Here is a 14826-nt window from a genome sequence, read left to right as displayed (position 1 = left end):
CTGGGGAGTTTCGGGGGAGGTCTGTCCGTTTCGCTGCTTTTGGACATACAAAAAGGGGGAACTGTGTCGCTCGTCAACATTGATGTCACATTGCGGGACGGTGGTTACCGCAACGGTTTCGGTTTCGACCTCGATTACGCGCGGGCGCACGCCAGGCTGAGCCTCGCGGCCGGCTTCGACTGGGTCGAGATCGCGTATCGCAAGGGTTCGTTCAAGCCGGTCCCGAAGCTCGGTCTGACCGGCCGGGGAGACGACGACTACATCGAAGCGATCGCCGGTGAGGTCGGCGCCGAGCACGTGGGGCTGATCCTGCACCCGCGCAACATCGACGACACCGATCTGCCCGCTATGTACCGCGCGGGCGCGCGCCTCGTGCGGGTCTGCGTCGCGGCCGGCGACCCGCAGCCCGCGTTCGACGCCGTCCGGCGGGCGAGGGAGATCGGGTTCACCACCTGTGTGAACCTGACCAGGGTCACGCAGTTGCCCGCGCGCAAGGTCGTGGACCTGGCCGTCGCCGCGGCCGAGGCCGGCGCGGAGGTGGTGTACCTCGCGGACTCCAACGGCAGCATGCTGCCCGAGCAGACGGCCCGGCTCACCACGCTGGTGAAGTCCGTCGCGAACGTCGAGGTCGGCCTGCACGCGCACAACAACCTGGGGCTGGCGATGTCCAACGCGATGTCGGCCGTCGACGCGGGCGCTACGTGGATGGACTCCTCGGTGCTGGGCATGGGCAAGGGGCCGGGCAACCTCGTGGCCGAGCAGTGGATCGCATACCTGGAACGGACGAAGCTGGTCACCGGCTACGACCTGGGCACCGTGCTGCACCTCGCGGACCTGCTCGGCCGCAGCGTGCCCGAGTCGGCGCCGTCGCTGCCGCTGCCGGACCTGGTGCTGGGGCATTTCGACCTGTCCGTCGAGCTGCGCGGCGACATCGTCGAGCACGACGACCACCGGCTGGCCGTGCACACCGCCAAGAGCCTGGCCGCGGGATGAGCGAGCCGCGTGCGGTGGTGTTCGCACCGGTGCTGCCGCACTGGGACGAGGGCCGCTTCTTCACCCCGATCATCCGGCTGCTCACCGAGTTGGGCTGTCGCGTCGAGGTGTTCGACACCCTGTCGCGGCTGGACGACTCGGTGACCGGCGTGGCCGATCTGGCACAGCGCTGGGCTGCGGAGGCGCAGTCCGCGGACCTGGTGGCGGGCAACGCTTTGGGCGGTGCGGTTGTGCAGGCACTGCTGCCGTCGCTGCGACCGGTGCCAGTGCTGCTGGTGTCCGCGCCGACCAGGACCGACCACGTGCTGAAGAGCCGACTGTCCTCCGTCGCCGAGCCGGCCGCGGCCGGGGACCTCACCCGGTCGTTGCGGCGGCTCACGGAACTCGTTGCACCAGAAGGTGTTGAGGTACCGAAGGCGCCTGCGGTGCCGACCGACGAGGTGGCGTGCCGCCGGATCGCGGGCGGGCTGCGGCTGTTGTTCGACATCGACCTGACCGCACAGGTCAGCGCTCACGCCGGACCGCTGCTGCACTTCGTGGGCGAGCGGTCCCAGCTCGTCACCAGCGATCACGTGAGTGACGCCGTTGTGGTGCCCGGTGCGGGAATGCGGCCGCACTACGACCGGCCCGAGTTCGTCGCAGATCACCTGAACCGGTTCGTGAAGGAGAACCTCAGCCGATGAAGAGCGTTGCGGTACTGCCGGGAGACGGCATCGGCCCCGAGGTGGTCGACACGGTGCTGCCGGTCATCGACCGGATGGGGCTGCCACTGGAGTTCCGGTTCGGCGAGGTCGGCTGGTCGTCCTGGTGCGAGCACGGCGACGCGATGCCCGCCGAGACCTGGAAGCTGCTCGACGAGACCGACACCTGCCTGCTCGGCGCGATCACCAGCAAGCCGGTGCGCGAGGCCGAGGCGGAGCTGGCCGAGCACCTGCGCGGCACCGGTCTGTCCTACGTCTCACCGGTGGTGCAGCTGCGGCAGCGGCTTTCGTTGTACGCCAACGTCCGGCCGGTCGCCGATGTGCGCGCCGACCGGTTCGCGTTCTCCGTGATCCGGGAGAACACCGAAGGGCTCTATGCGGGACTGGACTTCCACGGCCTGACGCCCGCGTTGTGGGACGTGGTCTCCGACCATCCGAACGCGGCCGCGTCGGGTCCGGAGGCGACCAGCGCGACGCTGCGGCTGCAGACGCGGTTCGGCGTGGATCGCCTGCTGCGCTTCGGTTTCGAGCACGCGCGCTCGAGCGGCTACCGGCGGCTGACGCTGGCCGACAAGCCGAACGTGTTGCGCAACAGCAGCAACGCGCTGCGCGAGCGGCTGGAGCGGATCGCGACGGAGTATCCGGAGATCGAGCCGGAGATCCTGAACGTCGACGCGGTGGCGTTGTGGATGGTCCGCCGGCCCGAGCGGTTCGGCGTGATCGTCGCCGAGAACATGTTCGGCGACATCCTGTCCGACCTCGGCGCGGGCGTGATGGGCGGGCTGGGACTGGCGCCGAGCGGCAACATCGGTGAGCGCGGCAGCTACTTCGAGCCGGTGCACGGCAGCGCGCCGGGCATGGCCGGGCAGCAGAAGGCCAACCCGCTCGCGTTGTTCCTCACTGTGTCGATGTTGTTGCGCCACCTGGACCTGCCGGCCCCGGCCGAGCAGATCCGGTCGGCGGTGCGCACGGTGGTCCGGGCCCGCCGGGCCGTCACGTACGACCTCGGCGGCACCGCCACCACGCCGGTCGCCGCCGCCGCGGTGGAGACTGCGCTGGGCGGCGTTTCCGTCGCGCGGCAGGCATCGGTGATCGCGGTCGGCGACGAGCTGCTCAGCGGCACCGTCACCGACACCAACAGCACGGCGGTCAGCAAGCTGCTCGATGCGGCCGGATATCAGGTACGCGGCCGGTTGACCGTGGGCGACACGCTCGCGGACATCCAGGACGCCGTGCGGTCCCGCATCGGCGCCGACGACGTGGTCGTGGTGCTCGGTGGCCTCGGTCCCACGTCCGACGACGTCACGCGCGACGCCGTGGCGGCGGCCTGCGACCTGCCGCTCGTGCACGACGAGCCGGCGTGGCAGGCGGTGCGCGCCCGGCTCGAGTCGTTCGGCCTCGCCGTGCACGAGGACAACCGGCGCCAGGCGCTGTTCCCCGCGGGGAGCACCTTGCTGCCCAACGACAACGGGACCGCGTGGGGTGCCAGGGTCGACCTGCCCGGCACGACCGTGCTGATGCTGCCCGGCCCGCCGAAGGAGTGCCTGCCGATGGCTGCTTCGGCGGTGGCCTCGCTGCCCGCTGTGCCGCGCCAGGAGTCGCATTCCTGGCGGCTGCTGGGCGTGATCGAGAGCGACATCGCGGCGTCCGTGGACGCTCTGGTCCAGGACAAGGTCTCCTACCTGTGGAACTACCCGTACGTCGATGTCACGGTGACCGGGCCGGTGCCCGAGGGACTCGATGACGTGCTGGCCCCGCACACCGTCAGCCGCGACGGCCGGGATGCTTTCGCCGAGCTGGCAACGCGGTCGTTCAGTCTGTCCACAGTAGACCTGTCGTTCGGCGACTTCCGCGTGGCCGGCAATGACGGGCCGCCGCTGGCGATCGTCGGACGGTCGTCGTGGTCGGGCGGTCCGACCGAGTACTCCGGAACCCTGACGCTGACCGCTTCGGTGGAGGTTTCCGGCAGGACGCACCCGTTCGAGCTGACCGTGCCCAAGCGCGGACCGGAGGTCGCCGACCACGCCGCGGCTTTCTATGCGTGGAGCGCGATCCGCGCACTGGACGAGGGGGAGAAGTGATCATCGACCGACTGGCCGCGCTGGACACCGCCGCGGTCTCCGACGCGCTGGACAGCCTGGGGGTGACCGGCGTGCTCCCCGGTGTGTCCGCTCGGGTGCCGGGCAGCAGGACCTGCGGGTTCGCCTACACCGTGACCTACCAGCCCGTCGGTGCCGATGGGCCGAGGTTCCGCAACGCCGCCAACTACCTGGACGACGTGCCGGCGGGTTCGATTGTCGTGGTGGACAACGGTGGCAGCACGTCCTGTACGAACTGGGGATCGCTGCTGACCGCCGTGGCTCAGGCTCGGGGTGTGCGGGGCACCGTGATGCACGGTTCGGCGCGCGACATCGCCGAGGTCCGGGCGGCCGGCTACCCGTTGTTCAGCACGGGCGTGACCATGGTCAGCGGCAAGAACCGGGTCGAGCTCGCCGGGGTCGGGGCGGACGTCGACGTGCACGGCACCGTCGTGCGGCCCGGCGACGTGATTCTGGCCGACGACAACGGAGTTCTGGTGATCCCCGCGTCGTTGGCGGACGAGGTCGCGGACCGTGCGGAACGCGTCGAGGGCACCGAGCGCCGCATCGCGGCGGCCGTCGCCGCGGGCAGCCGTCTCGACGAGGCCCGTTCGGTACACGGGTACGCCGCTCCCTGGGCCCATGCCTGAACCGCTGGCCCGGTTCGTCGACCTGCACCACCACGCCGGCGCCGATCTCTACCGGCGGCGCCGGTCGGTGCTGGCCACGGGCCGCGTCTACGCCGAACTGGGCGGCTGGGTGGTGGTCAAGAGCCACCTCGGGTCGACCGCCGCGGCCGCGTGGGAGGCCAGGCAGGAAGGGCTGCCGGTCTCGGGATCGGTGACGTTGAACGACATCGGCGGCGGTCTTTCGGTCCGGACGATGGAGCGGGCCGTGTTCGAGCACGGCGACGACGGCCCGGCCCGCCTCGTCGTGTACCTGCCGACGCTGGTCGGTTCACACCACACGTCGCGGCTCACCAGGGTTCCGTTCCACCCGTTGCTGGACGTGCCTTCGCTGCGCGGCACGTCCGTCAGCTCGTCGCTGCCCGCGGTTCGCGAGATTCTGCGGGCGGCGCGGGACCTGCCGGTGGTCGTCGCGACCGGTCACGCCACTCGCGACGAGATCCTGACCGTGGTGGACTGCGCGGTCTCGCTGGGGCTGGATCGGTTGCTGCTGACCCATCCCACGCATCCGATGTGCGGACTGACCCTCGCCGATCTCGCCTCACTGGCCGATGTGCCGCAGGTGTACGTCGAGCTGACCGCGCTCACCCGGCTGCTCGGGCACCACGACGGCCCGCGGTTCGCCGAGGTGCTGCATGCGCACCCGCGGGTGGTCCACAGCTCCGACCTCGGGCAGCCCGAGCAGCCCGACGTCTCCGAATGGCTGGGGCTGGCTTCGTCGTGGTTCGCCGAGGCCGGGCTCACCCCGGCGCGGGTCGCCGCGATCACCGCCGGCACGCCCGGCAAACTGCTTGCCCTGCCAGGAAAACACGAACAGGAGACACCGCTGTGCCACTCATCAACGTCAACCAGGTGACCGGCAAGACCGTCGAGCAGAAGGCCGAGCTGATCCGCGAGCTCACCGACACCTACGTGCGGGTGACCGGTGCGAAGCCCGAGTCCGTGTGGGTCACCATCGAGGAGACCTCCAAGGACAACTGGGGCATCGCCGGCGAGACGATCGCCGCCCGCACCGCCAAGTGAGGTCGTGAGTGTTTTCCGTTGCTATGACGACGGAAACCACTCACGACCCATCCGTCGCAGGGTCTCGCCGTGACCGCCCTCGCGTAGCGCGGCGAGACCGAGCTGTTCGCGGGGCCCGCCCCCGGAGATCGGGATCCAGGTGAGCTGCGGATCACCGGCGGCCGTCGACCGCGGCCGCAGCGCGACCAGGCCGGGCACCGAGCGCAGGGTGTGCGTGAACAGCGCGTGCCGGTCGTTGTCCATGGTGTGCAGCCGCGGCCGCCAGCCGTGGGTGGCAAGCGAGGCCAGCAGGCCCTGGGCGTAGCCGGGTGCGCGGCGGGCGTCGAACCAGAGCAGCCACTGATCGCGCAGGTCCGCCCACTCCAGCTCGGTCCGGCCGGCCAGCGGGTGGCCGGTGTGGAGGACGACACCGAGTTCCTGGTCGGCAACGGTGACGACCTCGAACTCGGCCGCGTCGAACGGCAGGCGCACGATTGCGAAATCGAGTTCGCCGGTCCTGAGCAGTTCCAGTTGCCTGCTGGAACTCTCCGCCGAGAACTTTGGGGAGACCGGCTTTTCGGAATTGCGCATGATCGCGTTCTCGATGTCGCCGAGCAGTGCGGGCACCACGCCCGCGCACACCCCGGCCCGCACGACCCGCGCGGTCGAGCCGGCCTCGGCGAGCACCTCGTCGAGCTCGGCCAGGATCCGTTCCGCGCCGCGCCGGAACACCTCGCCCGCCGCTGTGAGCTCCATCCCACGTGCGGTGCGGTTGAACAGCACCAACCCGAGCCTGCGCTCCAGTCGTTGGATCAACTGGCTGAGGCTGGGCTGGGCGATGTTCAGCTCCTGCGACGCGGTCAGGATCTTGCCCTCCCTCGCGACCATCAGGAAATACCGCAGGTGCCGGATTTCCAGGCCGTCGAGTTCGTCCACATTCTCCCCCAGGTATAGCCCAGCGCTTATAGGCAGCATAGTGCCGCAGGTCTTCGACGTGGCGGCATTTCCGCCCTAAAGTCGAGTCGAATCCCCACAAAGGAAGAATGCGCATGACAGCCCTGCTCGCCGAGCGGACATCGCAGCCGACCCGCTCCCCGTTCGCGTTCTGGACCGTCACCGCGGCGATCGCGCTCGCCCTGGCGGCCAGCGGCACGCCGTCCCCGCTCTACGTCGACTACCAGGCGCGCTGGCACTTCTCGGCCACGACCCTGACGGTCGTCTATGCGCTGTACGCCGGCGGTGTCGTCATCACGTTGCTGTTCGCGGGCGGCCTGTCCGACCGGATCGGCAGGCGGCCGGTGTTGATCGGCAGCGTGCTGGGTCTGCTGGGCAGCCTGGTGCTGTTCCTGTTGGCGGACAACGCCGTCTGGCTGTGCGTCGCGCGCCTGGTGCAGGGCCTCGCGACCGGCGTCTTCACCGGCGCCGCGAGCGCCGCGCTGACCGATCTGCACCCGCGGCGCGACAGCCGGATCGCCGCGCTCGTCAACAGCACGTCGACGTCGATGGGCATCGCGGTCGGCGCGGTGGTGTCCGGCGCGCTCGCGCAGTGGGCGCCCTGGCCGCTCGTGACGCCGTACGCGCTGCTGATGGTTCTCGGTGTGGTGCTGCTGGCAGTGGTCGTTGTGAAGGTTCCCGAGACGGTGCCACATCGGGAGAAGGTCCGGTTGCTGCGCCCGCAGCGGATCGGTGTGCCCGCGTCGATGCGCGGGACGTTCCTCATCGGCTGCCTCGGCGTGCTCGCCGCGTGGTCCGTCGGCGGTCTGTACCTGGCGCTCGGTGGCAGCCTCGCCAAGGAGTTGCTGCACATCGACAACCACCTGGTGGCCGGGATCGTCATCCTGTCCGTTCAGGGCGTCGGGGGTCTGTCGCAGCTGGCGCTGACTCACCTGTCCGGTCGCGATGCGTCTGTGCTCGGCTGTGTCGCTTTGATCACCGGTATGGCCACGGTCGCGTTGTCGGTCTTTCTCACCAGTGCGCCGCTCTTCCTGCTGGGCGACGTGATCACCGGTGCCGGGTTCGGGCTGGCGTTCATGGGCGGGACGCGGCTGGTGACCCAGGCGGCGCCCGCCGCCCAGCGCGGGCAGGTGCTCGCCAGTTTCTTCGTGGTCGCCTATCTCGCCATCTCGGTGCCGGTGATCGGTGCCGGTGTGGTGACCACGCGGATCGGGCTGTCGGCGACGTTCTACGTGTTCGCCGCCGTGATGGCGGTGGTCGCGCTGATCACTCTGGTCAGTACGAAGCTGACCGGCCGCGAACCGCGGACATCACCGCCCACGCGGTGAACGGGTCGGAACCGAACCCGGCCATGTTGTGCACGATTCTCCGCCGCAGTGCGGCATTGTCGCGGTTATGCCGCAGCAGGTGTGGCCGGACCAACGTGGCCACAGCGGACGTGGTGGTGAACAACCGGGCCAGCACGTGGCTCAACCGTGCGACGTAGGCCATGACCGGCCGCCGTTCGGCTTCGTAGCGCGCGGCCACCGAGTCGACGGCACCGGGCGTCAATACGTCCACAGTGGACAATATTGACGCGAGCGACCACGCGTCACCGATGGCCGCGTTCATGCCCTGACCCACGACGGGGTGAACGGTGTGCGCGGCGTCGCCCAGCAGCACCATGCCGGGCACCTGCCACGCCGAGACCGAGGCACGCCATGCCGGAAGCACCTGAACGCTGTGCATGTTGGCCCGCAAGGGAGACTCGACCTTCGACAGCGCGGGCACCTCACGCAGCAGCGTGGTGATCCAGTCCGCGAGCCCCGCCCGCCCGATGTCCCGGAACCGGTTGACCGGAAGCTGCACGTAGAGCCGGGCCCGGCCGCCGGGCATGCCGAACAGCAGGCGCAGGCCCGCGGAGGTCAGGTACATGGTCATGTCGGTGCCGAGCTCGGGAACCCCGGTGAGCTCGAACGCCGCCAGCTGGTGGCCGTATCGTCGTTGCGAAGAAGGGATTCCGGCACGCAGCCGGGACCGGGGGCCATCGCACGCGACGGTGAGCGCGGCGCTGACCTCGGTGCCGCACGCCAGGCGCGCGCCGGTCACGCGGCCGTCCGAAGAGCGAAGCAGTCCTTCGACCTTTGTTCCCTGCCGGTAGTCCGCGGCGAGTTCCGCGCCGAGGACCTCGCGGAAGTCCCGGTAGAAGTGCAGCAGGCCGTAGTTGAACGGGCCGTCGAGCAGGCCGAAGTCGAGGTCCACCAGTTCGGCGTCGTGCGCGGTGCGGCAGACCAGTCGGTTGACGGTCCGGGAACCCTGCCGGGTCAGCGGCTCGATCAGGCCGGCCGCGGAGAGCAGCTGCACGGACCGCGGTTGCAGGAGTTCGCCCTTGTGCTGGTCGCGTGGCCTGGACTGCTTGTCCACCACCAGAACCCGCCGGCCCTGCCGGCTCAGGAAGTGCGCGAGGGACAGGCCGCCGGCGCCCGCGCCGCAGATCAGCACGTCGTAGTCAGGCATCGACGGTCCTCCGGAACCGGGCGACGGCCTGGAGGGCGAACCCGGTGGCGAACAGGTCGCTGGAGAACATGAGATCGAGGAAGTACACGCCGATCAGCGCTGGTTCCCACAGGCCGTCCGGGCGCTGGTGCTCGGTCAGCCACGCGACACCACGCCGCGCCGCGGACGTTTCGCCCACGCTGAGCAGGCCGAGCACCGCCCACGCCGTTTCCTCGGCGGTGGAAGGTGAACCCCAGCCGCCGTCGGGATTCTGGTTCGCCAGCAACCACTTCCGGCATCCCGTAGCCGTCGGAGACCCCGCTAGGCCGAGCCCGCCGAGCGCGTCCAGCACGGCCGCAGTGCCCGCGGTGAGGCCGCTGTACCACCGGCAGGTGAAGGAACCGTCGGGGCGTTGCGCGGAGGCGAACCAGCGGACGGCCCTGGCGATCGGCTCGCCGGCAGCGCCCACCGAGCGCAGTGCTGTCACGACGTGCGCGGTGATCACCGAGCACGGGCCGTCCAGGTCGACGAAGCTGTTGGTGCAGAAGCAACTCCAGGAGCCGTCGCGGTTCTGCATGGCGCGCAGCCAGTCGACGCCGCGGCGCACCGGGTCGCCGTAGTAGCCGAACCCGGCCAGCGCGGTCAGGGCACCGGCGGTGTCGTCGGCCTCCGGCCAGCCGCAGCGCGCGGACCAGCCCCAGCCGCCGGGCGGGCAACCGGTGGCGGGGAAGGCGACATCACGCTGGCAGAACAGGATCCAGTCGCGCGTGCGCTCGAGCTCCGAGGTGTGGCCGGCTTCCTGCAGGCCCTGCGCGACGTAGGACGTGCCGCAGAACTCCAGGTCCCGGTTGACCGGCCACGAGCCGTCGGGGCGCACGGTCGCGCGCAGGTAGTCGACACACCGCCGCACGATGTCGGGCCGCAGACCCGCCCTGGCCAGCCCGATGCAGACCAGCGCGACCATGAACGGCGACTCCTGGTAGCCGCCGCCAGGGCCTTCGAACTCGTGCAGCTCGTCGAGGTAGGCCAGCGCACGCCGGGTGATCACCCTGCGCAACACGCGCGTCCGGCCCTGCATCAGGCCCCACGACAGCAGGAAAGGGACCGTGAACGACACCTTCTGCCGCAACCGCCGAGGCAGCAGGATCACCTCTATCGGCAGCCGCATGATCCGTGACTCGTTGTACAGCCCGGCGAACGCCAGGAACTGCTGGCACATCACGAAGAGCTTGCACCGCTCGCGGTCGCCGACCGCGGCCATGCCGCCGAACCGATCGATGCGCTCGAGCCCGCGCCGGACCGCCTCGACGGACTCCTCGGGCGACAGGAAGTGCAGCGCTCCCACGGCATACGGCGTGACGTTCAATGTGGACGGTGCGCCGACCGCGTCACCCCAGCCCCCGTTGGCGTTCTGCGTCTCGCGCAACCATCGCGCTCCCGCGGCAATGAGATCCGAGCCGGGGTCCGCGAAGTGCAACGCGACGATCGCCGACGCGGTCGCGACCGCCGCGGACGGCAGGGTGTCCTGCCACGACCCGTCGTCGCGCCGGATGGCGAGGAGGCCGTCGATCGCGCGCGTGATGACCTGATCGATCACGCGGTCGCCCCCGCGAACTCGTAGCGGTGCCGCATGAAGTGCTGGGTCAGCCAGGTGAAGCTCAGTGCCACGACCGCCAGCGGCACGGCTAGACCCGTGTTCAGCAGGGCACACGCGAGCACGACCCGTTCCAGCACCAGGATCTCGTGTGCGCGCAACGCGGTCCGGCGCGACAACGGCCGAGGCGCCCACAGGACCACCAGGAGCGCCACCGCACCCATGATCGCCGCGACGCCGAGCAACAACGGATGCATCCGCGTCCACACCGCGATTCCCAGCCACAGCAGGTAAAGCACGGCCGCGCAGGCCAGCGACACGGACACGCCGCGCCGCACGGGCAGCGTCGCGTACCCGCCCGCCCGGTCCCCGTCGAGATCGCGCAACGCGCCGACGAGGTTCGTCCCCGCGTCGTGCAGCCAGAACAGCGCGGCGACCGCGAACAGCTCGACCGGCGGCCACGTGGAGGTCGTCATGGTGCCGAAGAGGAAGGCGAACGCCGTCAGGCCGCCGCGCACCAGGTTGCCGGTGAGCCCTCTGGCCTTGAACCAGGTGTTGTACGAGATCCCCATGACCAGCGCCGCGACGACCAGCAGCAGCGTGCGCCAGTTGAGCAGCAGCCCGAGCACCGCGCCGGCCGTCGCGCACAGCACCATCGCGGCCAGCGCCTCGCGTGCGGGCAGGCGGCCGGAGGGAATGGGCCGGTGCGGCTTGGCGACGGCGTCGAGCTCGCGGTCGAAGTAGTCGCCGCCGTAGAGGCCCGCGAGCCAGCCGAGCGTGGGCACGGCCCACGCGCCCAGCAACCGCCAGGCCGGGGCGCCGTCATCGGCCAGGGTGGCTCCGGCCAACCCGACGAGGCCCACGTAGGTCGCGGTGTAGGGGCGCCACGTCTCGACGTGGGCGATCAGTTTCCTTGTCACGTCAGGCCACTCGATCGACCGCGCGGGTGGCGAACGAGTACAGGTGGTCGCGGCTCGGCGACTCCGGCAGTTCCAGCAACGCCTCCTGAGCGCACGTCGCGTGCTCCCAGGCGACCGAGCGGGCGGCATCGAGAGCGCCGGTGCGGACCAGCACTTCGGTGACCGCGGGGAGTGCCTCCTCGGCATCGACCGCACCGGCGAACACCTCGTCGAGCAGCGCGCGGTCGGCGTCGTCGCCCTTCTCGTGCGCGAGCAGCACAGGCAGGGTGAGCCGCCGGTTGCGGACGTCGCTGACGGGCTTCTTGCCGGTCGTCTCACTGTCGCCGGTGAACGCGAACAGGTCGTCGACGATCTGGAAAGCGATTCCGAGCTCGCGTCCGTATTGCCCGAGTTTCGCCACGGATTCGGCGTCGCCGCCGCCGAGAATGGCACCGCACTGACAGGAACTCCGGAACAGCGCGGCGGACTTGAGCTCGATCATCCGCAGATATGTGTCGACGTCCAGCAAGGAGTTCTCGGTGATTTCCGATTCGAGGCACTGTCCCCGGCACAGGTCGATTCCCGCCTGGGCGGCGACCTCCAGTGCGGTCACCACCCGTGCGGCCGGAACCCCGGCATTGCGGCATTCGGCCAGACAACGGAAGAGGTGGAAGATCAGGGCGTCGCCGGCGACGATCGCGTTCGCGACGCCGAACCGGTGGTACACCGACTCGCGGCCCCGGCGCAGCTCGTCGTTGTCGATGATGTCGTCGTGGACAAGGCTTGCGGTGTGGCCGTACTCGGTTCCGATCGCGGCCGGTAGCACCTGCTCGGCGCGACCGCCCACGGCGAGCGCGGACTCCACCAGCAGTACCGGGCGCAGCAGCTTGCCGGTGGGCATGAGCGCATAGCGGCAGATGCCGTCCAGCAGGTCGGCCTCGGCCGGCCAGCGAGACGCCAGCTCGTCGTTGATTTTCTGGTCGAGCACCACCAACTCCATCCGTCATTGTGCATGCGGATTAACGGCGGGAAGGCGACGATACCGGCGATACCGTATTCGTGGGAATGTTGTGTCTTATCGAGACGCAACGGGACTGAGACGGGAGCGGCGTTATCGGATTCCTGGGTTAATGTCGCCGCCATGAGCGGTGAATTGGTGCGGGTCCAGCTCCCGTACGGCAGACCGGCCTGGCGGACGACCCGTTATGCGGACGTGCGCGCCGTGCTGGCGGACACCAGGTTCAGCCGTGCGCTCGCGGTCGGCGAGGACGAGCCGCGCGTGTTCGCGAGGGTCGGCACGCAGCTCTCGATCCTGGCCATGGACCCGCCGGAGCACACCGCGCTGCGCCGCGTCGTCCAGCACGGGTTCACCGCCCGGAGGGCGGAGTCCTTGCGCGCCAAGGCGGAGGACATCGCCGCAAAGCTGCTGGACGAGATGGAACGCCTCGGCCCGCCGGCCGACCTCGTCGAGGACTTCGCGGTGCCGATGGCGATCACCGTGCTGTCCGAGCTGCTCGGCGTCCCCGGCGCGGACCAGGCGGAGTTCCGGCGCTGGACGGACTCCCTGCTGTCGACCGCCGAAGAGCTACCCGCAGAGCAGACCGCGGAGGCCCGCGTGCAGCTCGGCAGGTACCTGGCGACCCTGCTCGCACAACGCAAGGCCTGCCCGGAGAACGACCTGCTGAGCGCGATGGTGCAAGCCGGGGACGGGCAGAACCACCTGGAGCTCGTCAAGCTCGGCACCACCCTGCTCGCCGCCGGGTTCGAGACCGTCGCCAGCGAGATCGGCAGCATCGCCCACCTCCTGCTGACCGAGCCGGAACTGCTCCGCGCGTTGCTCGACGAACCGGACCGCATCCCGCGCGCGATCGACGAGCTGCTGCGGTTCGTCCCGCTCGGTGCGGCGGGCGGGACGTTCGCCAGGGTCGCCCGAGAGGACGTCCAGCTCGGCGGAACGCTGGTGCGCGCCGGTGAGGCGGTGGTCGCCGATCCAGGGGCCGCGAACCGCGACGAGACCGTCTTCCCCGACCCGGACACCGTGGACTTCGACCGGCCCAACGCCGCCGCGCACCTCACGTTCGGCCACGGCCCGCACCACTGCATCGGCGCGCAGCTCGCGCGGATGGAACTCCAGGTGAGCTTCACGGCCCTGCTGTCACGACTTCCGAAACTGCGTCTTGCCGTTCCGGCAGAGGAGATCGAGTGGAAGAACACGGTAATGCCGCGATGCGTCTCGCTCCCGGTCGAATGGTGAAGGACTCGTGCCCGTTCCCGTTCGCCGTCAACCACCTCAACGACCTGTCCGACGGCTACGGCGACATGCGCGCGAACAACCCCGTGCCACGGGTGGTGCTGCCCAGCGGTGACCCCGCGTACCTGATCACGCGGTACGCCGACGCGCAGGCCGTGCTCGCCGACCGCCGCTTCAGCGCGAACATCAGCCGGCCGGAGGCGGCCCGGCTGCGCGAGGGGCCGGACGGCAACCTCAGCAACCCGTTCAGCGACGACCGGGCGTGGCACATCCGCTGGCGCAGGCTGATGGCGCTCGGGCTCAACCCGCGTGTGGTGGAACGCGCGCACGGTCCCATCCAGGAGATCGCCCACGAGCTGGCGGCCGAGATGGCGGCGATGACCCCTCCGGTCGACCTCCTGGAGGCCTACGCCACGCGGCTGCCCGTCGAGGCGATCTGCGTGTTCCTCGGCATCCCGCCGCTCGACCGGGCCAAGATCCGCCGATGTGTCGACGCACTCGGCACGAGCAGCGCCGCCGACTTCGAGGAACGCGCCGAGGCGGGCAGGGAGATGTGGGAGTACGGGGCGTCCCTGATCGCGTACAAGCGGGACGAGCCGGGTGACGACCTGGTCACCAGCCTCATCGCCGCGCACGACGAAGAGGACGGCAAGCTCTCCGAGGAGGAGCTGGTGCTGTCGTTCATGGCGTTGATCGTCGGCAACAACATCAGCACCGCGCAGCAGATCGGGCAGGGCGTGTTCACCCTGCTGTGCAACCCGGACCAGCTCGCCGCACTGCGAGCGGACCGCGACCTGCTCCCCGGCGCGATCGAGGAGCTGCTGCGGGTGACCCCGATCTACACCGGCCTGCCGCGGTTCGCCACCGAGGACATCGAGGTGGGCGGCGTGCTCATCCCGCGCAACGCGACCGTGCTGGTGGTCCGGCAGTCCGCACACCAGGACGACACCTGGATCGAGGCGCCGGAGGTGTGCGACATCAAGCGCACCAACGCGAACCGCCATCTCGCCTTCGGCTACGGCCACTCGTTCTGCATCGGCGCGGCGTTCGCCCGGCTGCAGCTGCGGTGCGCGTTCACCGCGCTGATGGACCGGTTCCCCGCGCTGGAGCTCGCCGTGCCCGAGAGCGAGGTGGGCTGGAGCTACCGGCTCATGGGCTCCGGCGCGACCGCGATTCCCGTTACCTGGTAAGGG

At 70.1% G+C, this 14826-nt stretch carries 14 protein-coding genes; 9 read left to right on the top strand and 5 right to left on the bottom strand.

The window, feature by feature from the left end:
- The first annotated feature begins 63 nt into the window (after positions 1-63).
- Genes QSK35_RS07060 through QSK35_RS07035 form a run of 6 tightly spaced genes read left to right on the top strand, consistent with a single transcriptional unit; the run spans position 64 to position 5481 of the window.
- The gene (locus tag QSK35_RS07060) at positions 64-993 is read left to right on the top strand and encodes a hydroxymethylglutaryl-CoA lyase-like TIM-barrel protein (protein WP_285743431.1); all 930 of its coding nucleotides are present in this window, start codon (positions 64-66) and stop codon (positions 991-993) included.
- Positions 990-1676, top strand: coding sequence for an alpha/beta fold hydrolase (locus QSK35_RS07055; RefSeq protein WP_285743430.1), 687 nt, complete (start codon positions 990-992; stop codon positions 1674-1676). The genes QSK35_RS07060 and QSK35_RS07055 overlap by 4 nt, the downstream gene beginning before the upstream one ends.
- Positions 1673-3775 (top strand): isocitrate/isopropylmalate family dehydrogenase, encoded by a 2103-nt coding sequence (locus QSK35_RS07050; protein ID WP_285743428.1) that lies wholly within the window; start codon positions 1673-1675, stop codon positions 3773-3775. Before QSK35_RS07055 ends, QSK35_RS07050 begins: the two co-directional genes overlap by 4 nt.
- The gene (locus QSK35_RS07045) at positions 3772-4422 is read left to right on the top strand and encodes an RraA family protein (protein ID WP_285743426.1); all 651 of its coding nucleotides are present in this window, start codon (positions 3772-3774) and stop codon (positions 4420-4422) included. The genes QSK35_RS07050 and QSK35_RS07045 overlap by 4 nt, the downstream gene beginning before the upstream one ends.
- Positions 4415-5314: a DUF6282 family protein gene (locus QSK35_RS07040; protein ID WP_285743424.1), complete on the top strand. Its 900-nt coding sequence runs from the start codon at positions 4415-4417 to the stop codon at positions 5312-5314. Before QSK35_RS07045 ends, QSK35_RS07040 begins: the two co-directional genes overlap by 8 nt.
- Positions 5287-5481, top strand: a complete 195-nt coding sequence (locus QSK35_RS07035; protein ID WP_285743422.1) for a tautomerase family protein — start codon at positions 5287-5289, stop codon at positions 5479-5481. Before QSK35_RS07040 ends, QSK35_RS07035 begins: the two co-directional genes overlap by 28 nt.
- A 21-nt stretch (positions 5482-5502) precedes the next feature.
- On the opposite strand, the gene QSK35_RS07030 is transcribed toward QSK35_RS07035, so the two are convergent.
- A complete protein-coding gene (locus QSK35_RS07030; RefSeq protein ID WP_285743420.1) occupies positions 5503-6396 on the bottom strand; it encodes a LysR family transcriptional regulator in 894 nt (297 codons plus the stop codon).
- A 113-nt stretch (positions 6397-6509) separates the two neighbouring features.
- Between QSK35_RS07030 and QSK35_RS07025 the strand changes: the two genes are divergently transcribed.
- Positions 6510-7742: an MFS transporter gene (locus QSK35_RS07025; protein WP_285743418.1), complete on the top strand. Its 1233-nt coding sequence runs from the start codon at positions 6510-6512 to the stop codon at positions 7740-7742.
- Here the strand turns inward: QSK35_RS07025 and QSK35_RS07020 are convergent.
- Genes QSK35_RS07020 through QSK35_RS07005 form a run of 4 tightly spaced genes read right to left on the bottom strand, consistent with a single transcriptional unit; the run spans position 7690 to position 12370 of the window.
- A complete protein-coding gene (locus tag QSK35_RS07020; protein ID WP_285743415.1) occupies positions 7690-8910 on the bottom strand; it encodes an FAD-dependent oxidoreductase in 1221 nt (406 codons plus the stop codon). The genes QSK35_RS07025 and QSK35_RS07020 overlap by 53 nt on opposite strands.
- A complete protein-coding gene (locus tag QSK35_RS07015) occupies positions 8903-10486 on the bottom strand; it encodes a prenyltransferase/squalene oxidase repeat-containing protein (protein ID WP_285743413.1) in 1584 nt (527 codons plus the stop codon). Before QSK35_RS07015 ends, QSK35_RS07020 begins: the two co-directional genes overlap by 8 nt.
- Positions 10483-11403 carry a UbiA family prenyltransferase gene (locus tag QSK35_RS07010; protein WP_285743411.1) on the bottom strand — a complete coding sequence of 307 codons (921 nt, stop codon included), beginning with the start codon at positions 11401-11403 and terminating at the stop codon, positions 10483-10485. The genes QSK35_RS07015 and QSK35_RS07010 overlap by 4 nt, the downstream gene beginning before the upstream one ends.
- Before the next feature lies 1 nt (position 11404).
- The gene (locus QSK35_RS07005) at positions 11405-12370 is read right to left on the bottom strand and encodes a polyprenyl synthetase family protein (protein WP_285743410.1); all 966 of its coding nucleotides are present in this window, start codon (positions 12368-12370) and stop codon (positions 11405-11407) included.
- A 153-nt stretch (positions 12371-12523) separates the two neighbouring features.
- Here QSK35_RS07005 and QSK35_RS07000 point away from each other — a divergent pair, with 153 nt between their 5' ends.
- Complete coding sequence (locus tag QSK35_RS07000; protein WP_285743408.1) at positions 12524-13636, top strand: cytochrome P450; 1113 nt, start codon at positions 12524-12526, stop codon at positions 13634-13636.
- Positions 13609-14823, top strand: coding sequence for a cytochrome P450 (locus tag QSK35_RS06995; RefSeq protein WP_285743406.1), 1215 nt, complete (start codon positions 13609-13611; stop codon positions 14821-14823). The genes QSK35_RS07000 and QSK35_RS06995 overlap by 28 nt, the downstream gene beginning before the upstream one ends.
- Positions 14824-14826: the final 3 nt, after the last annotated feature.

The sequence above is a fragment of the Lentzea sp. NBRC 105346 genome (assembly GCF_030269605.1).
In the GTDB taxonomy this organism is placed as follows: Bacteria; Actinomycetota; Actinomycetes; order Mycobacteriales; family Pseudonocardiaceae; genus Lentzea.
Note: the sequence above shows the minus strand (reverse complement) of the source record. Positions and strands in the feature narration are given on the sequence as shown.